Here is a 16349-nt window from a genome sequence, read left to right as displayed (position 1 = left end):
ATGGCGGCGTTTGAATACCGCGCATTAGATGGCCGGGGAAAAGAAAAAAAAGGTATTTTAGAAGCCGATACAGCTAAGCAAGTTCGCCAGCTTTTACGCGATCAAAAGCTAACACCCCTCGAGGTGGTGCCCGCTGCGCAAGATGATAAACAAGTCAGAGGTCAAAAAGCGCCATTATTAGGTTCTTTATTTAAGCCGACAATATCAACTGCCGATCTCGCTTTGATCACCCGTCAGCTTGCAACCCTAATTCAGTCTGCCTTACCTGTAGAGGGGGCGGTGATGGCGGTTGCTGAGCAGTGTGAAAAGCCACGGCTAAAACGTATGTTAATGTCTGTGCGATCGAAAGTAGTGGAAGGTTATACGCTTGCTGATGGTATGAGTGAATTTCCGCATGTATTTGACGATTTATACCGCGCTATGGTGGCCGCAGGTGAAAAGTCAGGTCACTTAGATCAAGTACTTAACCGATTGGCTGATTACACCGAGCAACGCCAACACATGCGTAGCCAAATTACGCAGGCTATGGTGTATCCCATTATTTTGGTAGTGTTTGCCATTGGTATTGTTTCAGTATTATTAGGTACTGTGGTGCCTAAAATACTAAAAACGTTTGAAAAAACTAAACAAGTATTACCTTGGACTACCGAATGGGTCATGGCGGGTAGTCATTTTGTACAAAATTATTGGTTTGTTAGTTTATTAGCGATCACAGCGATTGCTATTGGAATTAAATATGCACTTAAAAAGCCTAAAGTACGCTTTTGGTGGGATGCAAAAGTATTACATATGCCTGGCATAGGTAAGGTTGCCAGAGGTATTAACACGGCGCGTTTTGCGCGTACTTTAAGTATTTTATCATCAAGTTCAGTGCCGTTACTAGAAGGGATGCGTATTTCGGGTGGGGTGTTAGTTAACGAAAAAATTAAACAAGCTGTGGCTGATGCCGCAGAAAGAGTCAGTGAAGGGGCGAGTCTGCGCGCTTCGCTGCAGCAAACTAAGTTGTTTCCACCAATGATGCTGCATATGATAGCCAGTGGTGAAAAGTCCGGCGAACTTGAGCAAATGTTAGAACGAGCCGCTAACAATCAAGATCGCGAGTTTGAAAGTATGGTTAATGTGTCATTAAAACTATTAGAACCGGCAATGATTGCGTCTATGGCAGTGATTGTGTTGTTTATAGTAATGGCAATTTTGCAGCCAATTATGGCAATGAATAAGGCTGTTGGTCTTTAATTATTTTTTATATTAATAATTTTATTAAAATTATTTTTATTTAGTGTTTTTAGAATAACGAGGTAATAACGTGAATAAACAATCAGGTTTTTCTTTATTAGAAGTGATGGTGGTACTGGTTATCATAGGTATGATCATGTCGATTGTGGCACCTAACATTATGGGTCAGCAAGAAGAAGCGGCTATTGATAAAGCGCATTTAGACATTCAGCAGTTAGAAGATGCTATGAGTTTGTATAAGCTTAAAAATAAAAGTTACCCGAGCACAGAGCAAGGTTTAGAAGCTTTAGTAACAAAAACCAGCATTGAGCCTATCCCAAAGCGCTTTCCTGATGGTGGCTTTATTAGCAAGTTACCAGAAGATCCGTGGGGTAACCCTTATCAACTTATTAGCCCAGGCGAAATAGGTAAATTTGATATCTTTTCTATGGGTCCAGATGGTGAGCCTGCTACTGAGGATGATATTGGTAACTGGGATGAAGATAAAAAGTAATGCTCAATAACTTTACCATGCACTTAAACATAATACATTGGGGCTTGCCATGCAGGTAAGCCCTAAGCATCTGAGTGCAAAGCAGTATGGTTTTAGTTTAATAGAAATTTTAGTGGTATTGGTGATCATCGCCTTTGCCACCAAAATGGTGGTATACAGCTTAGATGGCGGCGCTGAAGAAGCGTTAGACAAGCAAGCAAATAGGCTGCATACCACCATTAATGCCGCATCGGAATTTGCCGTACTTAATCAGGTAGAGTTAGGTTTATTAGTTGATCAAAATACGCTTGAATTTTTAGTGTTCGATGGCGAAAAGTGGACCAGCTTTAAGCGGGAAGAGTTATTTAAACCAATTGAGTTTGACCAGCAATTTAAATTAACACTTAATCTTGAAGACTTACCTTGGGCACAAGATAATTTATTAGAACAGTCAAATTGGCGTGAGTTAATGAGTGGTAATGATGAAGACAGTTTGCTAGAGCTTAAAAAATTAAAAGTACCCCAAGTGCTTATTTTATCCTCTGCTGATGTGAGTGCGTTTCAGCTTATGCTTGAATTAAAAGATCAAGCGGAGCCGGTGTATTTTATTGAAGGTAAATTTGCAGCGCCAGTTGATTTTCGTCGAGAGCCCCAATAATGAAAAAATACCAAGGTTTTACGTTACTAGAGGTTTTAGTTGCGCTAAGTATTTGTGCTATGGCGGGCATTGCTGCAATGCAAGCAACCAGTGAGCATATTTATCATCTATCGAGTATTGAAGAGCAAACGTATGGTTCATGGGTAGCCGAAAATGTATTAGTAGAGCAACGAACGCAAGGTGATAAATGGCAAGGTAAAAATGGTGCCCGCGGCAGTGAAATGATGGCGGGTATTGAATGGTTTTGGCGCCAAGATGTTGTGCCCACTGCTGATAAGAGCTTTGTAAAGGTCACTATTAATGTGTTTAGCGATGATAAGTACGAAAATTCAATTTATGAGTTAAGTACTTACTTAAATAAAGGTAAGCCTTAAGTGAAGCAGCGCGGTTTTACATTATTAGAAGTGATGGTGGCACTGGGTGTGTTAGCGTTTGTCATTATGGCCACTCACCAAATACTTGATACTACAACGCGGGCTAAAGAAGCATCAGATGAAAAAATTGCCGAGCTGAATGGGCTGCAAACAGCCTTTAGACTAATGGACCAAGACTTTAGCCAAATGACTAAACGCCAAGTACGCAATGAAGCTGGAGATTTTCAAGAGGGATACTTGCTTGCAGGGCGCTACATTTTAGAAAGCCAGCTTGATGGTATTGCTTTTGTACGTGATGGTTGGATGAATCCCATTAACTTACTTCCTCGTTCAGAGTTACAAGCTGTTGGTTATCGCGTCATTGATGACAATCTAGAACGTGTTTATCGTATTTATGTCGATCAGCTCGATAATATGGAGCCTCGTAGCCAAGTTATTTTAGCCGCAGTCGAAGAGCTTAAATTTGAGTTTTTAGATGGTAGCGGTAAGTGGCAAGAAGACTGGCAAATTAAGGCATTACCTAAAGCCGTGGCGGTAACTATAAAGCAAATGGATGCGGAGCCTATCAGGCGTGTTTTTTTAGTGCCAGGACTAGGTAAAGAGTTACCTAAGTCAGCGCAAGGCAGTACTAACCCATCGCAACCAGATGAACGAGGGGCGCCTTGATGGATAAGCAAGCTTCGCGCGGTGCCGCTTTAGTTATTGTATTATTTATTGTCGCGCTTGCTGCTATTTTAGCTGTAGAAATGAGTGCTAATTTAATGGTGCAAGTGCAAAAAAGTACCAGCTTACAAAGTCAACAACAAGCCAAGTGGTATGCTTATGGCGCTGAACAGTTAGCTATAAAAGGTTTAATTCAAAGCAAAAAAGACGATCCTGAAAAAACCACCTTGGCGCAGCCTTGGGCAAAGCAAGGTGATGTCAAATACCCTGTGGATAACGGTACTTTAAGTGGCCAATTAATAGATTTACAGGCGTGTTTAAATTTAAATGCACTCGGGGTTGAGCCGGATCCAAATAGTGGTAATAAAACCAACCCGGCGCACAAAGCGTTGTTTACAATACTAGAAAATATAGATGATTTACCCAGTGATGAATCAGAAGAGGCCATGGCCGATAGTGTTTTTGATTGGCTTGATGAAAACAGTATTACTTATCGCTCTGGTGCCGAAGAGGGGGAGTATTTATCTCGTCAGTTTCCGTATATGACAGCCAACAGCTTATTTGCATCGGTATCTGAACTGCGTTTAGTCAAAGGCTTTAACCCATTGGTTATGGAAAAGGTACTGCCTTTTGTTTGTGTAATACCAGGCAGTACGTTGCTTTCAATTAATGTTAATACGGTCACTGAGGAGCAGGCATTATTGCTTAGTGGCTTTATAGACGAACTGAGTGTTTCAGGTGCTCAAGCGGTAATTGCTGCGCGTCCTGAAAATGGTTTTGATAATATTGAAGAGTTTTTTGAAGCGGTATTACAACAAGGCGGTAAAAATATCAAAGCGGTAGAAAAGCTCTTTAGTATAAAAAGTGAATATTTTAAATTACAAACGCAGGCAAAATTTGTTGATTTGCGTTTTTCGATGACCACATTACTGCATGCCAGCAATGGCGAGGTAACGATACTGGCGCGAAAATTTGGAGGCGTACAGTGACAGAGATACTGTTGATCCGCACGGGTCAAACCGAACAAGACTTACTTAACTGGTTGATATACTCACCACAAGAACAAGAAATAATAGCCAGTGGCGAGCTACAAAATGCCAGTCAGTTGAGTGAGCTAACTGAAAAAGCATTAACCCGAGAGCTCGTGGTACTTTTACCTTGTGACCAAGTGCAATTAAAAACGATTGCACTGCCAACTAAATGGAATCGTAAGCTAGAGCAAGCGCTGCCTTATATGCTCGAAGAGGATATTGCCTGTGATATAGACGATATTTATATTGCGTTTGGGGAACCAACCATAGTTGAGGAGCAGCATGTAATAAAAGTTGCACTAATGAACCGTAATTGGTTTGAGCACTGGCTAGAGGTATTTGAACAACACCAGCTCACCGCTTATAAAATAGTGCCTGATGGCTTGTTATTACCTCATGTAGAAGAACCTTATGTAGCTGCTATTGAGCTTAATAAGCAATGGTTATTTAAAAAAGGTGATTGGCACATAGGTGCAGTTGAACCCAGTTGGTTAAAAGAGTATTTATCGGCTTTAGGTAATCCAGATATAAAAAATTACAGCCCTGGCGAGCAGTTTCCTGAAACGATTAACTTGCATCCACAAACCAGTGATTATGAGCTGCCGTTAGCATTATTTGCTAAGCAGTTAGATCAACTTAAGTTTAATTTGCGCCAAGGACCTTATACGCTTAAAAAGAAAACGGCCTTATGGTGGGGTTACTGGAAAAGTGCTGCCATTGTTAGTGTTATTGCCTTGGTAGCGAGTGTGGCTGTTAAAGCGCTTGAATTACATCAGCTTAATTCTCAGCTTGAGGTTGCAAAGTCGCAAGTAGTAGAACGATTTCAAAAAGCCTTTCCAGACACGCGGGTGCGCCCTCATTTAATTAAAAATCAAATACAAGGCGCATTGGATAAAGTTCAAGGGGTTAGTGACGCTGACTTTTTAAATTTAACGAGTAAGTTGGTCAGCGTATTTTCACAGGTAAATGAATTTACGCCGCAAACATTGCGTTTTGACAAACGTCGCAATGAATTACGTATTCGTGCTCGCGGTAAAGACTTTCAAACATTTGGCAAAGTTAAAGCTATTCTTGAGCAGCAAGGAGTCACTGTTGAGCAAGGATCGTTAAATAATGATGGTGATTTTATCGTCGGCGAAATTAGACTGCGAGGTGCACAATGAAACAGCAGTTCATGAAATATTGGGGTTCATTAAAAGAACAAGAGCAGCAGTTAATAATGGTTGCGGGTGGTGTATTTATTATTTTTGTTTTGGTTATGGGTATATTTAGACCTTTAAATACGGCAATAGAAAATGCGCAACAATCACAAATAAAACAACAAGAATTGCTAGCATGGGTAGACGACAGTATCGTTAAACTTAAAGCCGCAGGTAAAACGCAAACGGTGAGCAATCAAAACCTCAGCCAAATAGTGAATAATACGCGCGGTCGTTACAGCATTAATATTAGTAAAATGCAGCCAAATGATAATTCACTTCGTTTAACACTCGACTCAGTGGAGTTTAATCAATTAATCCAATGGATTGACGAGCTCGTTAATCAGCATGGTTTAAGCGTAGAAAATTTAGATTTAAGCCAAGATGATAAACCCGGTTATGTACGTGTAAGCCGTTTAGTTTTAGAGAAGTAGTTAATGAAAAAAATAATAATTTTATCCATCGTTTTTGTAATTAGCTTTCTTATTTTTAGCGTTATTAAATTACCCGCTGCGGTTGCTTTAAATTTTGCTAAACCATACTTACCTGCGCAGTTAGAGGTAGGCCAAACTTTTGGTACGCTATGGCAAGGTCAAATAATGCAGCTTCGCTTTCAAGGCGAACAGTTAAACAATGTACGTTGGGATATATCAGGCTGGTCAATATTTAAAGCTCAAGTAAATACTAACTTACGTTTTGGTAATCCTCGCGAGCGAAATGACATTTCTGGGTATGCAGATATTAGCTATTCACTCACTAATAATGAGCTTAAAATAACCGATACCGTCGTACGCTCAACGGTTGAGCGTGCGATGCAGCGCATTGATTTACCACTGCCGGTTACCGCCAAAGGACGTGTAATCTTAGAGCTTGATGAGTATGTTTCAGGCGTTCCATATTGCCAATCATTACAAGGTGAAATAGCCAGCCCTGATATTGATGTGCAAGGGTTAACTGGCTGGTTTAATATAGGCGATTTAAGCGGTACGTTAAGTTGTAAGTCGGGCGATGTAGCCATACTCATCGAGCCAAATAATAGATTGGGCCTAGAGGCAGATGCTACACTAAAGGCTAATTTTGATTTCAAGGTTGCGGGATACGTTAAACCTGATCTCACTTTACCGAAAGAAGTCCATGACGCGGTGAAGTTTTTAGGCAGACCAGATAGCCAAGGTCGTTACCCACTTAAATTTTAATATTTTATATAAAGAGTTTTAATGCAAATACCTCAGTTTACTGAGCAGCATGCTAAGCTGCTCAGCGAGTTTTTAAATACCCAGCCTGGCGCTATGAGCCTTATTCAAAGCCAAGGTTATTTATTTGGCACTATTTGTTCACCTGAGCCATTAGAAGTACATCAATGGTTAGAGCAAATTCTACCTAATACCGCGAATGACCTTGATGAAGACATGTTGTTTTTGTTTATGGCATTACATCATCAAGTGAGTGAACAAGTATTTGAACTTGGTTATAAGTTACCCGCTGAGTTTGACCGTGAGTTTTGTCAGCAATGGTCTGCGGGTTTTTTAACCGCAAGCCAAACGTATGCTCATAAGTTACTAGCAAGTGAGCAACTAGATATTCAATACAAGCAAGCGCTTGAAAGCGCACAGGCGACTCTTAGCTTTTTTGCATTAGATGCACCAACTATTGCACAGATTGCACAGCAAAATAATATCGATGAATTACATTTTTGTGAGCAGCAGTATGAATTAATGGGCGACTTTGCGTTAGGTTTTGCTGAACTTATAGAAGTTGTCGCGCTTAATAGTGGTTTGTATACCGATGAAGGGTGGGATGAATAGGTAAGTACAGCCTTAACCGCCAATTTCTAATTCAATGTCAGTGCAACCTTGTTTGCACTGTATTACTCCCTTACCAGGTTCGCTGGTGGCTAAATTTAAGGTTAATACACCCTGGCAATGCTCACATTTAAGTGTTTTTCCATGTGCCAACTGCTTAAGCATAGTGCGATGTTTGTGAAATGAGTTACTTGCTTTTTTATTTAATCCAGAAAAATCCATTATTTCACTCTCACTTGCGCTAATGACTCTTTGATAATATGGCAAACGGTTGTTAATTGTTCTTCGTAAAAATAAAGGTTTAGATCTCCTTGGCGACAATAACGCAGTTCAAATACCTTAACTGACTCATCAGTTGTAAATGTTTTAGCAACATAGTCTTGCTCTGATTTGGAAAGCGCTAATTGTTTATTGATGTTGTTTCTTGTTTTTGTTGCTACAGGGAAGCGATCGACTTTAGTTTTACTGCTTAAAAAACCAACGCCTTCGCCTAGCAAACGCTTACGAGGCTCTTTTACCAAAGGGTGATCGACGGTAAAAAATGCTAGGATCACAATCACCAGTATAAAAAACTTCTTCATAAATATACAAACCTTGATCCAAACAATACTTTAGTAGCCGGCAAGTGTAATAAAATACACTTTAAAAGCAAGTAGCAAGTTGAATAAATTATTAGCAATCTAGTCAGTAATTTTAACCAATATGCGTATAATAAGGGATAGTAGTTAGATATTTCTGAAATATCTGAAAGTACACAAGTGCGACCTAAAGCGTATTATGTTTAGTATTTAAGTTGCTACACTTGAGCGATAAGTAAAAAAAGATTGCTGAATTTTTATTTCCTAGCGGCGTTGAGGAACTTCAATGGATAAGCAAATTAAAGTAAAAAATATACCCACAGAGGTTAAGATCGAAAAACCGGATCTGAGCCGTCAAGAAGATAGATTTAACCCACGCAACCGTATTTATGTGCGTGCAGTTTCAGGGCTCCATCAATTACTAAGACAACGTATTGGCTTTTTAGGCATGCTGGCGTTTATGTTATTGCCATGGATCAACTTTAACGGTCAACAAGCTGTTTTATTTGAGCTAATGGAGCAAAAATTTAATATTTTTGGCTTAACCCTGTGGCCACAAGATTTCACCATTCTTGCATTTATATTTATGCTAGCAGCATTTGCCTTATTTTTAGTGACTACTTTTTATGGTCGAGTGTGGTGTGGCTATACATGTCCGCAAACAGTATGGACCTTCATTTTTATTTGGTTTGAAGAAAAATTTGAGGGCAGCGCTAACCAACGTAAAAAGTTAGATCAACGGCCGATGGATTTTGATAAGTTTTGGCGTAAAACGGCTAAGCACACTAGTTGGGTATTATTTTCTTTATATACTGCGTTAACGTTTGTTGGTTACTTCACGCCTATTCGCGAACTACTGCCTGAATTTGTTACCTTTAATGTGGGCGGTTATGCCTTAGTTAGTATCATTGTATTTACTATTTGTACTTATGGTAACGCTGGGTGGATGCGAGAAATTATGTGTTTACATATATGCCCGTATTCACGTTTTCAGTCAGCAATGTTTGATAAAGACACTTTTACTGTAAGCTATGATGAAACTCGTGGTGAAAACCGAGGGCCACGTTCTCGTAAACAAGACCCTAAAGAGTTGGGTTTAGGTGACTGTATTGACTGTAACTTGTGTGTGCAGGTTTGCCCAACCGGGATCGATATTCGTAATGGTCTACAATATGAGTGTATAAATTGTGGCGCTTGTATTGATGCCTGTGACGGCGTAATGGATAAAATGAATTATCCGCGAGGGTTAATTTCTTATACCACCGAGCGTAATTTAGAAACACCGGAGAATAAAACCCATCCGCTGCGCCCAAAGCTGATTGGTTACAGTGTTATTTTAATCTTACTTACCGGTGCGCTGGTTGCTAATATCGCCATGCGTAAAAGTATGGATTTTGATATTATTCGTGATCGCAATCAGTTGTATCGTGTCGACTTTGATGGCTTAGTTGAAAATACTTACACTTTAAAAGTAATTAATAAAGCGCAACATGAGCAAACATTCGCTATTGATGTAACGGGATTAGATAACTATAAATACATAGGTGATACCACTTTTACAGTAAACGCAGGTGAATCGCATAATGTACCGTTATCATTGGTAATGGACCCTTATGATTTAAAAGCGCCAATGACCGAGTTTAACTTTGTATTGTCGCCAACAAACGAGCCCGATAATAAAATATCGCGGCCAAGCAACTTTTTTAAAGCACGATAAGTCGTTTTTTTTAAAGGTAAATTAGCACTGTTATTAACAAAAAAGCGGGATATTCCCGCTTTTGTTTTATATAAGAAGCATATGAGTAAATTCAGCTTTATTGACTTAACCCCAGATCTTATTTTGGATGCCATAGAAAGCGTAAACATTTATGCTGAGTCAGGACTATTAGCGTTAAACAGCTACGAAAATAGAGTCTATCAATTTGTAGCTGAGGGAGGAAAACGTTACGTCGTTAAGTTTTATCGCCCTGAGCGCTGGAGTAAAGCGCAAATTCAAGAAGAACATAATTTTGCATTTGAACTCGCAGCCGCTGAAGTACCCGTGGTTGCGCCAATAATGCACAATGGTCAAAGCTTGTTTGAGCATCAAGGGTATTTATTTACTTTGTTTCCAAGTGTTGGTGGGCGTTTATTTGAGGTGGATAATTTAGATCAGCTCGATGTACTCGGGCGTTTAATTGGTCGCATGCATCAAGTAGCTAAAACAAAGCACTTTACTCAAAGACCGACCGTTACCTGTGACGAATATTTAGATACAGCTAAAGTTCATTTACAAAAAAGTAACTTAGTCCCTATGGGGTTAGAGACTTCATTTTACACTATTTTAGATTTAGTTATTGCTCAAACTAAACAGCAATATAAAAATGTAGAAGACATTCGCTTACATGGTGACTGCCATGCTGGTAATATCCTATGGGCAGGAGATGCATTAATGTTTGTTGATTTAGACGATAGTCGTCAAGGCCCTGCAATTCAAGATTTATGGATGATGCTCAGTGGCGATCGACAAACACAGCTGTTACAGTTAGACACTTTAGTGAATGCATATGAAGAGTTTAGCGATTTTGATCATTCACAGCTCAAGCTGATCGAACCGCTTCGCGCTATGCGTATGATTCATTACATGGGGTGGGTTGCAAAACGTTGGAGTGATCCGGCTTTTGTGCGGAACTTTTCATGGTTTGCAGATGACAAATACTGGGAGCAACAAATTTTAGCGCTTAAAGAGCAGCTTGCAGCGTTGCAAGAAGCCCCGTTAAAATTGTTGCCATAATATTTTATTTAAAAAAGAAGTATAACGAGATATTCATGCTTAAAAAATTAAAACTAAGTTTATTGATCCTATGTTTACCTTTTGCAGCATTAGCTGCCAATTTTGAAGCGGGTAATCAATACACTGTTATTGACGTTGAAAAAAGTAAAACGCCGAATGTAACCGAGTTCTTCTCTTTTTATTGCCCGCACTGTTTTAAATTTGAGCCGGTAGCAAAAGGGATTGAAGAAAACCTACCCGAAGGGGCTGAGTTTGTAAAAAATCATGTTAATTTTTTAAGTGGTGTTTCAGCGCAGGCACAAAGTAACTTAAGTCTTGCCTATCTAATCGCAAAAAAACACGGTCAAGGCGAGGCTGTAACAGCGCAAATTTTTAAAAGCATTCATGTTCAACGTGCGCCATTAACTGAAATTAAAGACGTTAAAAAGTTATTAGAGCTTAATGCAATTGATAACACGACATTTGATAACGACATCGCCAGTTTGCCTATCATATCAGCTGAACGTGAGATGCAAGATAAACAAAATAAATATTCTGAACTTGGTGCATTAACGGGCGTGCCTACATTTATCGTAAATGACAAATACAAAATCAATATTAATACAATCAAGAGCCAACAAGAACTTGATGAGTTAATTAGCTTTTTACTAAAACTATAATTTTTGGAGCACCACAATAATGATCAAATTAGTTAAAGCAGGGTTACTTGCTGTATTACTCCCTTTAGCTGCAACCAGTTTTGCTGCCACTTACGAAGAGGGCGTGCATTACGATGTCGTCTCTGATCGTGCAACCAGAAAACCAGAGGTAAAAGAGTTTTTCTCTTTTTACTGTCCTGCATGTAATAACATGGAACCACTGCTGGCCGAAATCAAACCTAAGCTAGATAAAAACGTAAAGTTTAAGAAAAGCCATGTAGATTTTGTGGGTGTACGTGACCCAGAACATCAAACCATGATCAGCCAAGCATTAGCTACAGCTGAAGTACTACCTCAAAAAGATAAAATTATTTCAGCGATGTTTGATCATATCCATGCAAAGCGCGCTCGTTTTAATGAGCTTGCAGATGTAAAAGATGTATTTTTAGCGCAAGGCGTAGATGGCGACAAGTTTGATAAATTATTTGAAAGCTTCTCGGTACGTACACTTAGCTCTAAAATGAAACGTGACCAAGATTACTTTAAAGGCAAAGGGGCACTTCGTGGCGTTCCTACGTTTATCGTTAATGGTAAATACAAGCTTAACTTAGGTGGTGAGTCAGGCATTTCATCGCCAGAAGATGTAAGCGCACTCATTAATTACTTAGCAAATAAATAAGTAGTTTGGTTAAATAAAAAGCTCCTTATGGAGCTTTTTTTATTCTTACAACGTGCGCTGTTTAATGCTTTTTTTATTTACGTTGTAAAAACACACCCGATTCAATGTGATGTGTATAAGGGAACTGATCAAATATTGCAAAGCGCTTAACCTCGTGGGTTTGCGTTAAGTGTTCAAGGTCACGCTCTAATGTGTCTGGGTTACATGAGATATAAATAATATTTTCATAATTAGCCACTAAGTCACACGTAAGCGTGTCCATGCCTGCTCGAGGCGGGTCAACTAAAATGGTTTGGCAGTTGTAACTATTCAGATTAATCCCATCTAAGCGAGAGAAAGTACGCTCGCCTCTCATTGCCTGCGTAAACTCTTCACTCGACATACGAATAATATCTAAGTTAGTTACTTTGTTTTGAGCAATATTATATTGCGCTGAATGCACAGATGATTTTGATATTTCCGTTGCCAGCACTTTATTAAATGAACCAGCAAGTGCAATCGAAAAGTTTCCGTTACCACAATACAGTTCTAATAGATCATTGTTAAGGGGTTTACATAACTCTTGTGCCCACTCTAACATTTTAATATTGACCTTCGCGTTAGGCTGAGTAAAGCTATTTTCTACTTGTTGATAGATTAACTCTTGGCCGTTAACCATTAAACGCTCAGTGACAAAATCATCGCCCAATTTTTCTTTTTGCTTACGAGCGCGGCCAATAAAGTCAATTTTATATTGGCTGCTTAGCTTTTCTTTTAAGGCGTTGATCTCAGCTAACCAGTGTTCATCAAGTGGCTTGTGATACAGCAAGCTCACTAAAATTTCACCACTGAGGGTTGATAAATAATCTATTTGAAATAATTTACGACGTAGTACTTCGCAGCCTTTTAAATTATCAATCATCACCCGCATAACTTCACCGACTAAGGGTGCTGCAGGGTCAAAGGTATCGACACGTATTTTATCTTTCGTTTGTTGATCAAACATAATATGAAACAGATCGTCGCCATCGTGCCATACTCTAAATTCTGCACGTTGACGGTAGTTAATGGGCTCAGAGCTAAATACTTCTAACTGTTTTACACCGAAACGTTGAAATTGCTCTGTAATACGCTGCTCTTTTTCATTTAATTGTGCATCGTATTGCGTGGTATCTATATTTATAACTGCCATTAACGGTATAACCTTATCGTTGAGATCTGTTTATCGGCGCTATTGTAGGGAGCGAAGCGTATTTGTCTAGTTTTGATCAAATATAGTGAGCTTTTTTTGAGCATTTTACTACAGTATAGGCTTACTCGGCCGATATAAGAGTAAGTCTAAATAGGAGTCTTCTCATGAAAATAGGTAACTTTAGTTTTGTTCCAAACAGCAATGCTAATAAATACAATGCTAAACAGGCAATGCCACAGCCTAAAATAGACTCGCCACCAAATAGTTATCAGCAACGAGGAAAAGAACTGGCCGCTGCCGTGTTAGGTGACAAAATGGCAAAAGAATTAGGTTTGCCGGTCGCTGAAACCAAAAAAGACAAACCACTGTTTGATTTTAATGAAGTCGTAAAAAATGTTTTAGACTTTGTAACAAGCTCGGTAAAAAAAGCCAAAGCCAATGGTGCCGATGATGACAAGCTACAAGATATACTTAACCAGGCACGCAAAGGCGTGCAAACAGGTGTTGATGGGGCTGTGGATGAACTAAAAGGCATGGGCGTATTTAATCAAGAACTTGAAGAGGGTATTGATAAATCTAAAGAGGGTATCTTTAGTGGTCTCGATAAATTTGAGCAGAACTTATTTAACCCACAACCTGCAAGCGTTACTGTAAGCCAGGCGCAATATGTAAGTTTAAGCAATAGTGCTGATTATACTTTTACTACCGCAGAGGGTGATGAGGTGAGTATTAGCTTTGCAGATGCCTATCAATCGCAATCATCTAGTCGTTATCAACAAACAGATGATTCACAACTATTTAGTGCGCAATTTTCTGAATCCCGTGAGCTCTCTTTCTCGATGTCAGTAAACGGGGAGCTTAATGAAGACGAGCAGCAAGCCATAAATGATTTAATGGCAGAGTTACAAGATGTCAGTAAAACCTTTTTTAGTGGCGATTTAGACAAAGCATTTGAGCAAGCCCAAGAACTCAGCTTAGGAAATGAACAGCTGGTGGCCTTTTCAATGGATCTGCGTCAAAGCAAAACCGTTGCTGCCATTAAAGAGTATGAACAAATTAAGCCAACATCAGAAAAAGCCATTGCCGAAACTGTTGCCCCTTTTAATGATGATCTAAAATCGGCTTACTCTAAAGCGCAAACCCTAGGATTAGAAAGTCAGCTATCAGGTATCATTCAATGGCTAAATCAAGATCAACAAGAAATAGATAAACTGGTTGATTATACTAACACCATGTTTGAAAACTTAGATAAATTAAACGCCGCTACTGCAAAGCTAGGCACTGAGTAAAACTACTTTCTTTTATAAAAGCCACATGGCAAACTGCCGTTCTTAGTAAAGAGTAGGAATGGTAGTTTGTCAGCGCACATCATGGTATTTGATTCAGGTATAGGTGGAACCACAGTGCTTGAGCATATTCAGCAAAGTATTCCTCATGCTCAATACAGCTACTTTATGGATAACGCATTATTGCCATATGGTGCACAGTCGCAACAAACCATCATTAATCGCCTATGTGGATTGATCCAATTTATTAAAGATGAGTCACTTAATGTCGACTTAATTGTTATAGCCTGCAATACCGCCTCAACATCAGCGTTAAGTGCGGTACGTCAAATTACCGATATTCCTATTGTTGGGGTTGTACCTGCAATTAAACCCGCAGCGCAATTAACGCAATCAAAGTATATAGGTTTATTGGCAACTCCCGCAACGGTATCAAGCCCCTATACTGATGCACTTATAAAAGAACATGCCTCGTCTATAACCACAAGCTTATATAGTAGTGTTGAGCTGGTCACTTTGGCAGAGACTCTCTTTTTTACCCAGCACTTAGATCTCGATAAGTTGCACACTGAGTTAAACCGATTAAATATTAATAAAGATATCGATGTACTGGTATTAGGCTGTACCCACTTTCCTATTTTAGCTAAACCAATCAGTGATTACTTTAATACGCAAGTACAGTTATTAGACTCTGGTGCGGCCATTGCTAAGCGAGTTAGTTCTTTACTCAAATTAAGTGATAATCAAGCAGGCATAAAAAAGCCGCTGCACTATTATGCAACGGCTGATGTATGTAGTGATAAACTAGCGGTTAAGCAAGTTACACTGTTTGATCCGACTCTGAGCGATAAGAGTTAGAATCATCTTCTTGTTTTTGTTTTGCTTCACGTACTTTCAAAGTACGTTGTTGGAACTCACTATCGTTTAGCTTAGCAATTGCATTATCAGCATCTGCTTGTGCCATTTCAACAAAGCCAAAACCGCGACGCTTGCCAGTATTCTTATCTTTTAACAAACGAACGTTAAATACTTTGCCTTGCTCTTCAAATAAAGTACGAACTACACCTTCATTTGCACGATAAGGAAGATTGCCAACATAAAGTGTTTTTGTTTTTACTTCGGCTTCTTCTGTACTTACTGATGACATTGCAGCAATAACAAGTCCACCAATTAATAAACCTGCACCGAATAGAAGTGCAGGGTCTAATGCTAGGCTTGCAAGTGCAAACTTAACGATAACAAAACCAACAACAGCAAGAATAACTGCGAAGATAAAAGATTTTTGATCGGGTAATTTCATTTTTGATCTACCAATAAACAGGAAATAAACATTAATTTAACATTGTGAACTTGCTATCTTAACGTCTTAATTGAACATAGCAATGAAATTTATAGCAAATAGTTAATAAGAGTGTAAAAAACAACCGATAGTAAGGCGTTTCTTTACTATTTTAGTCTTGTTTGTTTGAAACTTGAGCAAGTGGTAAAAAGATCTAAAAAAAAGGTTGATCTGTTTTCGGATCTCCCTATAATGCGACCCCACTGAGACGGGGAACGCCAACGCATAGCGAGGCATAAGCTACTCAGAGAGCTAAGTAAAACTTAAGTATAAATCATCGCAAGAAAGTTTAAAATTAAGTGTTGACTCGAAAAATAAAGGATGTATTATACGCATCCCTAGCGACAACGTCGCAACGTTCTTTAACAATATAAAGCAATCATCTGTGTGGGCACTCGTATAGATTGAGTTCTAACAGCCAAGCTACTTCGTTCTTTATTGAGCAAGTAA

Annotated in this window: 20 protein-coding genes; 16 read left to right on the top strand and 4 right to left on the bottom strand. The window is 39.1% G+C overall.

The features are described 5' to 3' along the window. The 10 genes from gspF to KG708_RS15105 all read left to right on the top strand — a co-directional run bounded on the left by gspF (position 1) and on the right by KG708_RS15105 (position 7438). Positions 1-1236: a type II secretion system inner membrane protein GspF gene (gspF, locus tag KG708_RS15150; protein ID WP_213611164.1), complete on the top strand. Its 1236-nt coding sequence runs from the start codon at positions 1-3 to the stop codon at positions 1234-1236. A gap of 70 nt (positions 1237-1306) precedes the next feature. Beyond that, positions 1307-1729 (top strand): type II secretion system major pseudopilin GspG, encoded by a 423-nt coding sequence (gene gspG, locus KG708_RS15145; RefSeq protein WP_213611162.1) that lies wholly within the window; start codon positions 1307-1309, stop codon positions 1727-1729. A gap of 49 nt (positions 1730-1778) precedes the next feature. Next, positions 1779-2366 carry a type II secretion system minor pseudopilin GspH gene (gene gspH, locus KG708_RS15140; protein ID WP_213611157.1) on the top strand — a complete coding sequence of 196 codons (588 nt, stop codon included), beginning with the start codon at positions 1779-1781 and terminating at the stop codon, positions 2364-2366. Then, entirely contained in the window at positions 2366-2740 is a 375-nt protein-coding gene (gene gspI / locus KG708_RS15135) for a type II secretion system minor pseudopilin GspI (RefSeq protein WP_213611156.1), read from the top strand. Before gspH ends, gspI begins: the two co-directional genes overlap by 1 nt. After that, positions 2741-3406 (top strand): type II secretion system minor pseudopilin GspJ, encoded by a 666-nt coding sequence (gene gspJ / locus KG708_RS15130; RefSeq protein ID WP_213611155.1) that lies wholly within the window; start codon positions 2741-2743, stop codon positions 3404-3406. Continuing rightward, entirely contained in the window at positions 3406-4392 is a 987-nt protein-coding gene (gene gspK / locus KG708_RS15125; protein ID WP_213611154.1) for a type II secretion system minor pseudopilin GspK, read from the top strand. The genes gspJ and gspK overlap by 1 nt, the downstream gene beginning before the upstream one ends. After that, positions 4389-5597, top strand: coding sequence for a type II secretion system protein GspL (gene gspL / locus KG708_RS15120; RefSeq protein WP_213611152.1), 1209 nt, complete (start codon positions 4389-4391; stop codon positions 5595-5597). The genes gspK and gspL overlap by 4 nt, the downstream gene beginning before the upstream one ends. After that, positions 5594-6067: a type II secretion system protein M gene (locus KG708_RS15115; protein ID WP_213611150.1), complete on the top strand. Its 474-nt coding sequence runs from the start codon at positions 5594-5596 to the stop codon at positions 6065-6067. Before gspL ends, KG708_RS15115 begins: the two co-directional genes overlap by 4 nt. Positions 6068-6070: 3 nt before the next feature. Beyond that, entirely contained in the window at positions 6071-6829 is a 759-nt protein-coding gene (locus KG708_RS15110; protein ID WP_213611148.1) for a type II secretion system protein N, read from the top strand. 21 nt (positions 6830-6850) lie between these two features. After that, positions 6851-7438, top strand: coding sequence for a UPF0149 family protein (locus KG708_RS15105; protein WP_213611145.1), 588 nt, complete (start codon positions 6851-6853; stop codon positions 7436-7438). A gap of 12 nt (positions 7439-7450) precedes the next feature. On the opposite strand, the gene KG708_RS15100 is transcribed toward KG708_RS15105, so the two are convergent. Continuing rightward, on the bottom strand, positions 7451-7657 hold the full coding sequence (locus KG708_RS15100) for a hypothetical protein (RefSeq protein ID WP_213611143.1): 207 nt from the start codon (positions 7655-7657) through the stop codon (positions 7451-7453). Further along, a complete protein-coding gene (locus KG708_RS15095) occupies positions 7657-8016 on the bottom strand; it encodes a hypothetical protein (protein WP_213611141.1) in 360 nt (119 codons plus the stop codon). Before KG708_RS15095 ends, KG708_RS15100 begins: the two co-directional genes overlap by 1 nt. 283 nt (positions 8017-8299) lie before the next feature. Between KG708_RS15095 and ccoG the strand changes: the two genes are divergently transcribed. The 4 genes from ccoG to KG708_RS15075 all read left to right on the top strand — a co-directional run bounded on the left by ccoG (position 8300) and on the right by KG708_RS15075 (position 12103). Further along, the gene (ccoG, locus tag KG708_RS15090) at positions 8300-9730 is read left to right on the top strand and encodes a cytochrome c oxidase accessory protein CcoG (RefSeq protein ID WP_213611139.1); all 1431 of its coding nucleotides are present in this window, start codon (positions 8300-8302) and stop codon (positions 9728-9730) included. 81 nt (positions 9731-9811) lie between these two features. Further along, positions 9812-10786 (top strand): serine/threonine protein kinase, encoded by a 975-nt coding sequence (locus KG708_RS15085; protein WP_213611137.1) that lies wholly within the window; start codon positions 9812-9814, stop codon positions 10784-10786. A 35-nt stretch (positions 10787-10821) separates the two neighbouring features. Further along, a complete protein-coding gene (locus KG708_RS15080; RefSeq protein WP_213611135.1) occupies positions 10822-11445 on the top strand; it encodes a thiol:disulfide interchange protein DsbA/DsbL in 624 nt (207 codons plus the stop codon). Between the two features lie 19 nt (positions 11446-11464). Then, positions 11465-12103, top strand: coding sequence for a thiol:disulfide interchange protein DsbA/DsbL (locus KG708_RS15075; RefSeq protein WP_008113400.1), 639 nt, complete (start codon positions 11465-11467; stop codon positions 12101-12103). 73 nt (positions 12104-12176) lie between these two features. On the opposite strand, the gene trmA is transcribed toward KG708_RS15075, so the two are convergent. Then, positions 12177-13274, bottom strand: coding sequence for a tRNA (uridine(54)-C5)-methyltransferase TrmA (trmA, locus tag KG708_RS15070; RefSeq protein WP_213611133.1), 1098 nt, complete (start codon positions 13272-13274; stop codon positions 12177-12179). A gap of 164 nt (positions 13275-13438) precedes the next feature. Between trmA and KG708_RS15065 the strand changes: the two genes are divergently transcribed. Together KG708_RS15065 and murI are read left to right on the top strand one after the other, a co-directional pair. Beyond that, a complete protein-coding gene (locus KG708_RS15065) occupies positions 13439-14563 on the top strand; it encodes a DUF5610 domain-containing protein (RefSeq protein ID WP_213611131.1) in 1125 nt (374 codons plus the stop codon). Positions 14564-14629: 66 nt separating this feature from the next. Next, entirely contained in the window at positions 14630-15418 is a 789-nt protein-coding gene (gene murI, locus KG708_RS15060; protein WP_213611129.1) for a glutamate racemase, read from the top strand. Here the strand turns inward: murI and KG708_RS15055 are convergent. After that, complete coding sequence (locus tag KG708_RS15055; protein WP_013464268.1) at positions 15381-15860, bottom strand: RNA-binding protein; 480 nt, start codon at positions 15858-15860, stop codon at positions 15381-15383. The two genes, murI and KG708_RS15055, sit on opposite strands and share 38 nt — an antisense overlap. Positions 15861-16349 lie beyond the last annotated feature (489 nt).

It is taken from the genome of Pseudoalteromonas sp. (assembly GCF_018402495.1).
Taxonomy (GTDB): domain Bacteria; phylum Pseudomonadota; class Gammaproteobacteria; order Enterobacterales; family Alteromonadaceae; genus Pseudoalteromonas.
This window is presented reverse-complemented; position numbering and strand designations above follow the sequence as displayed.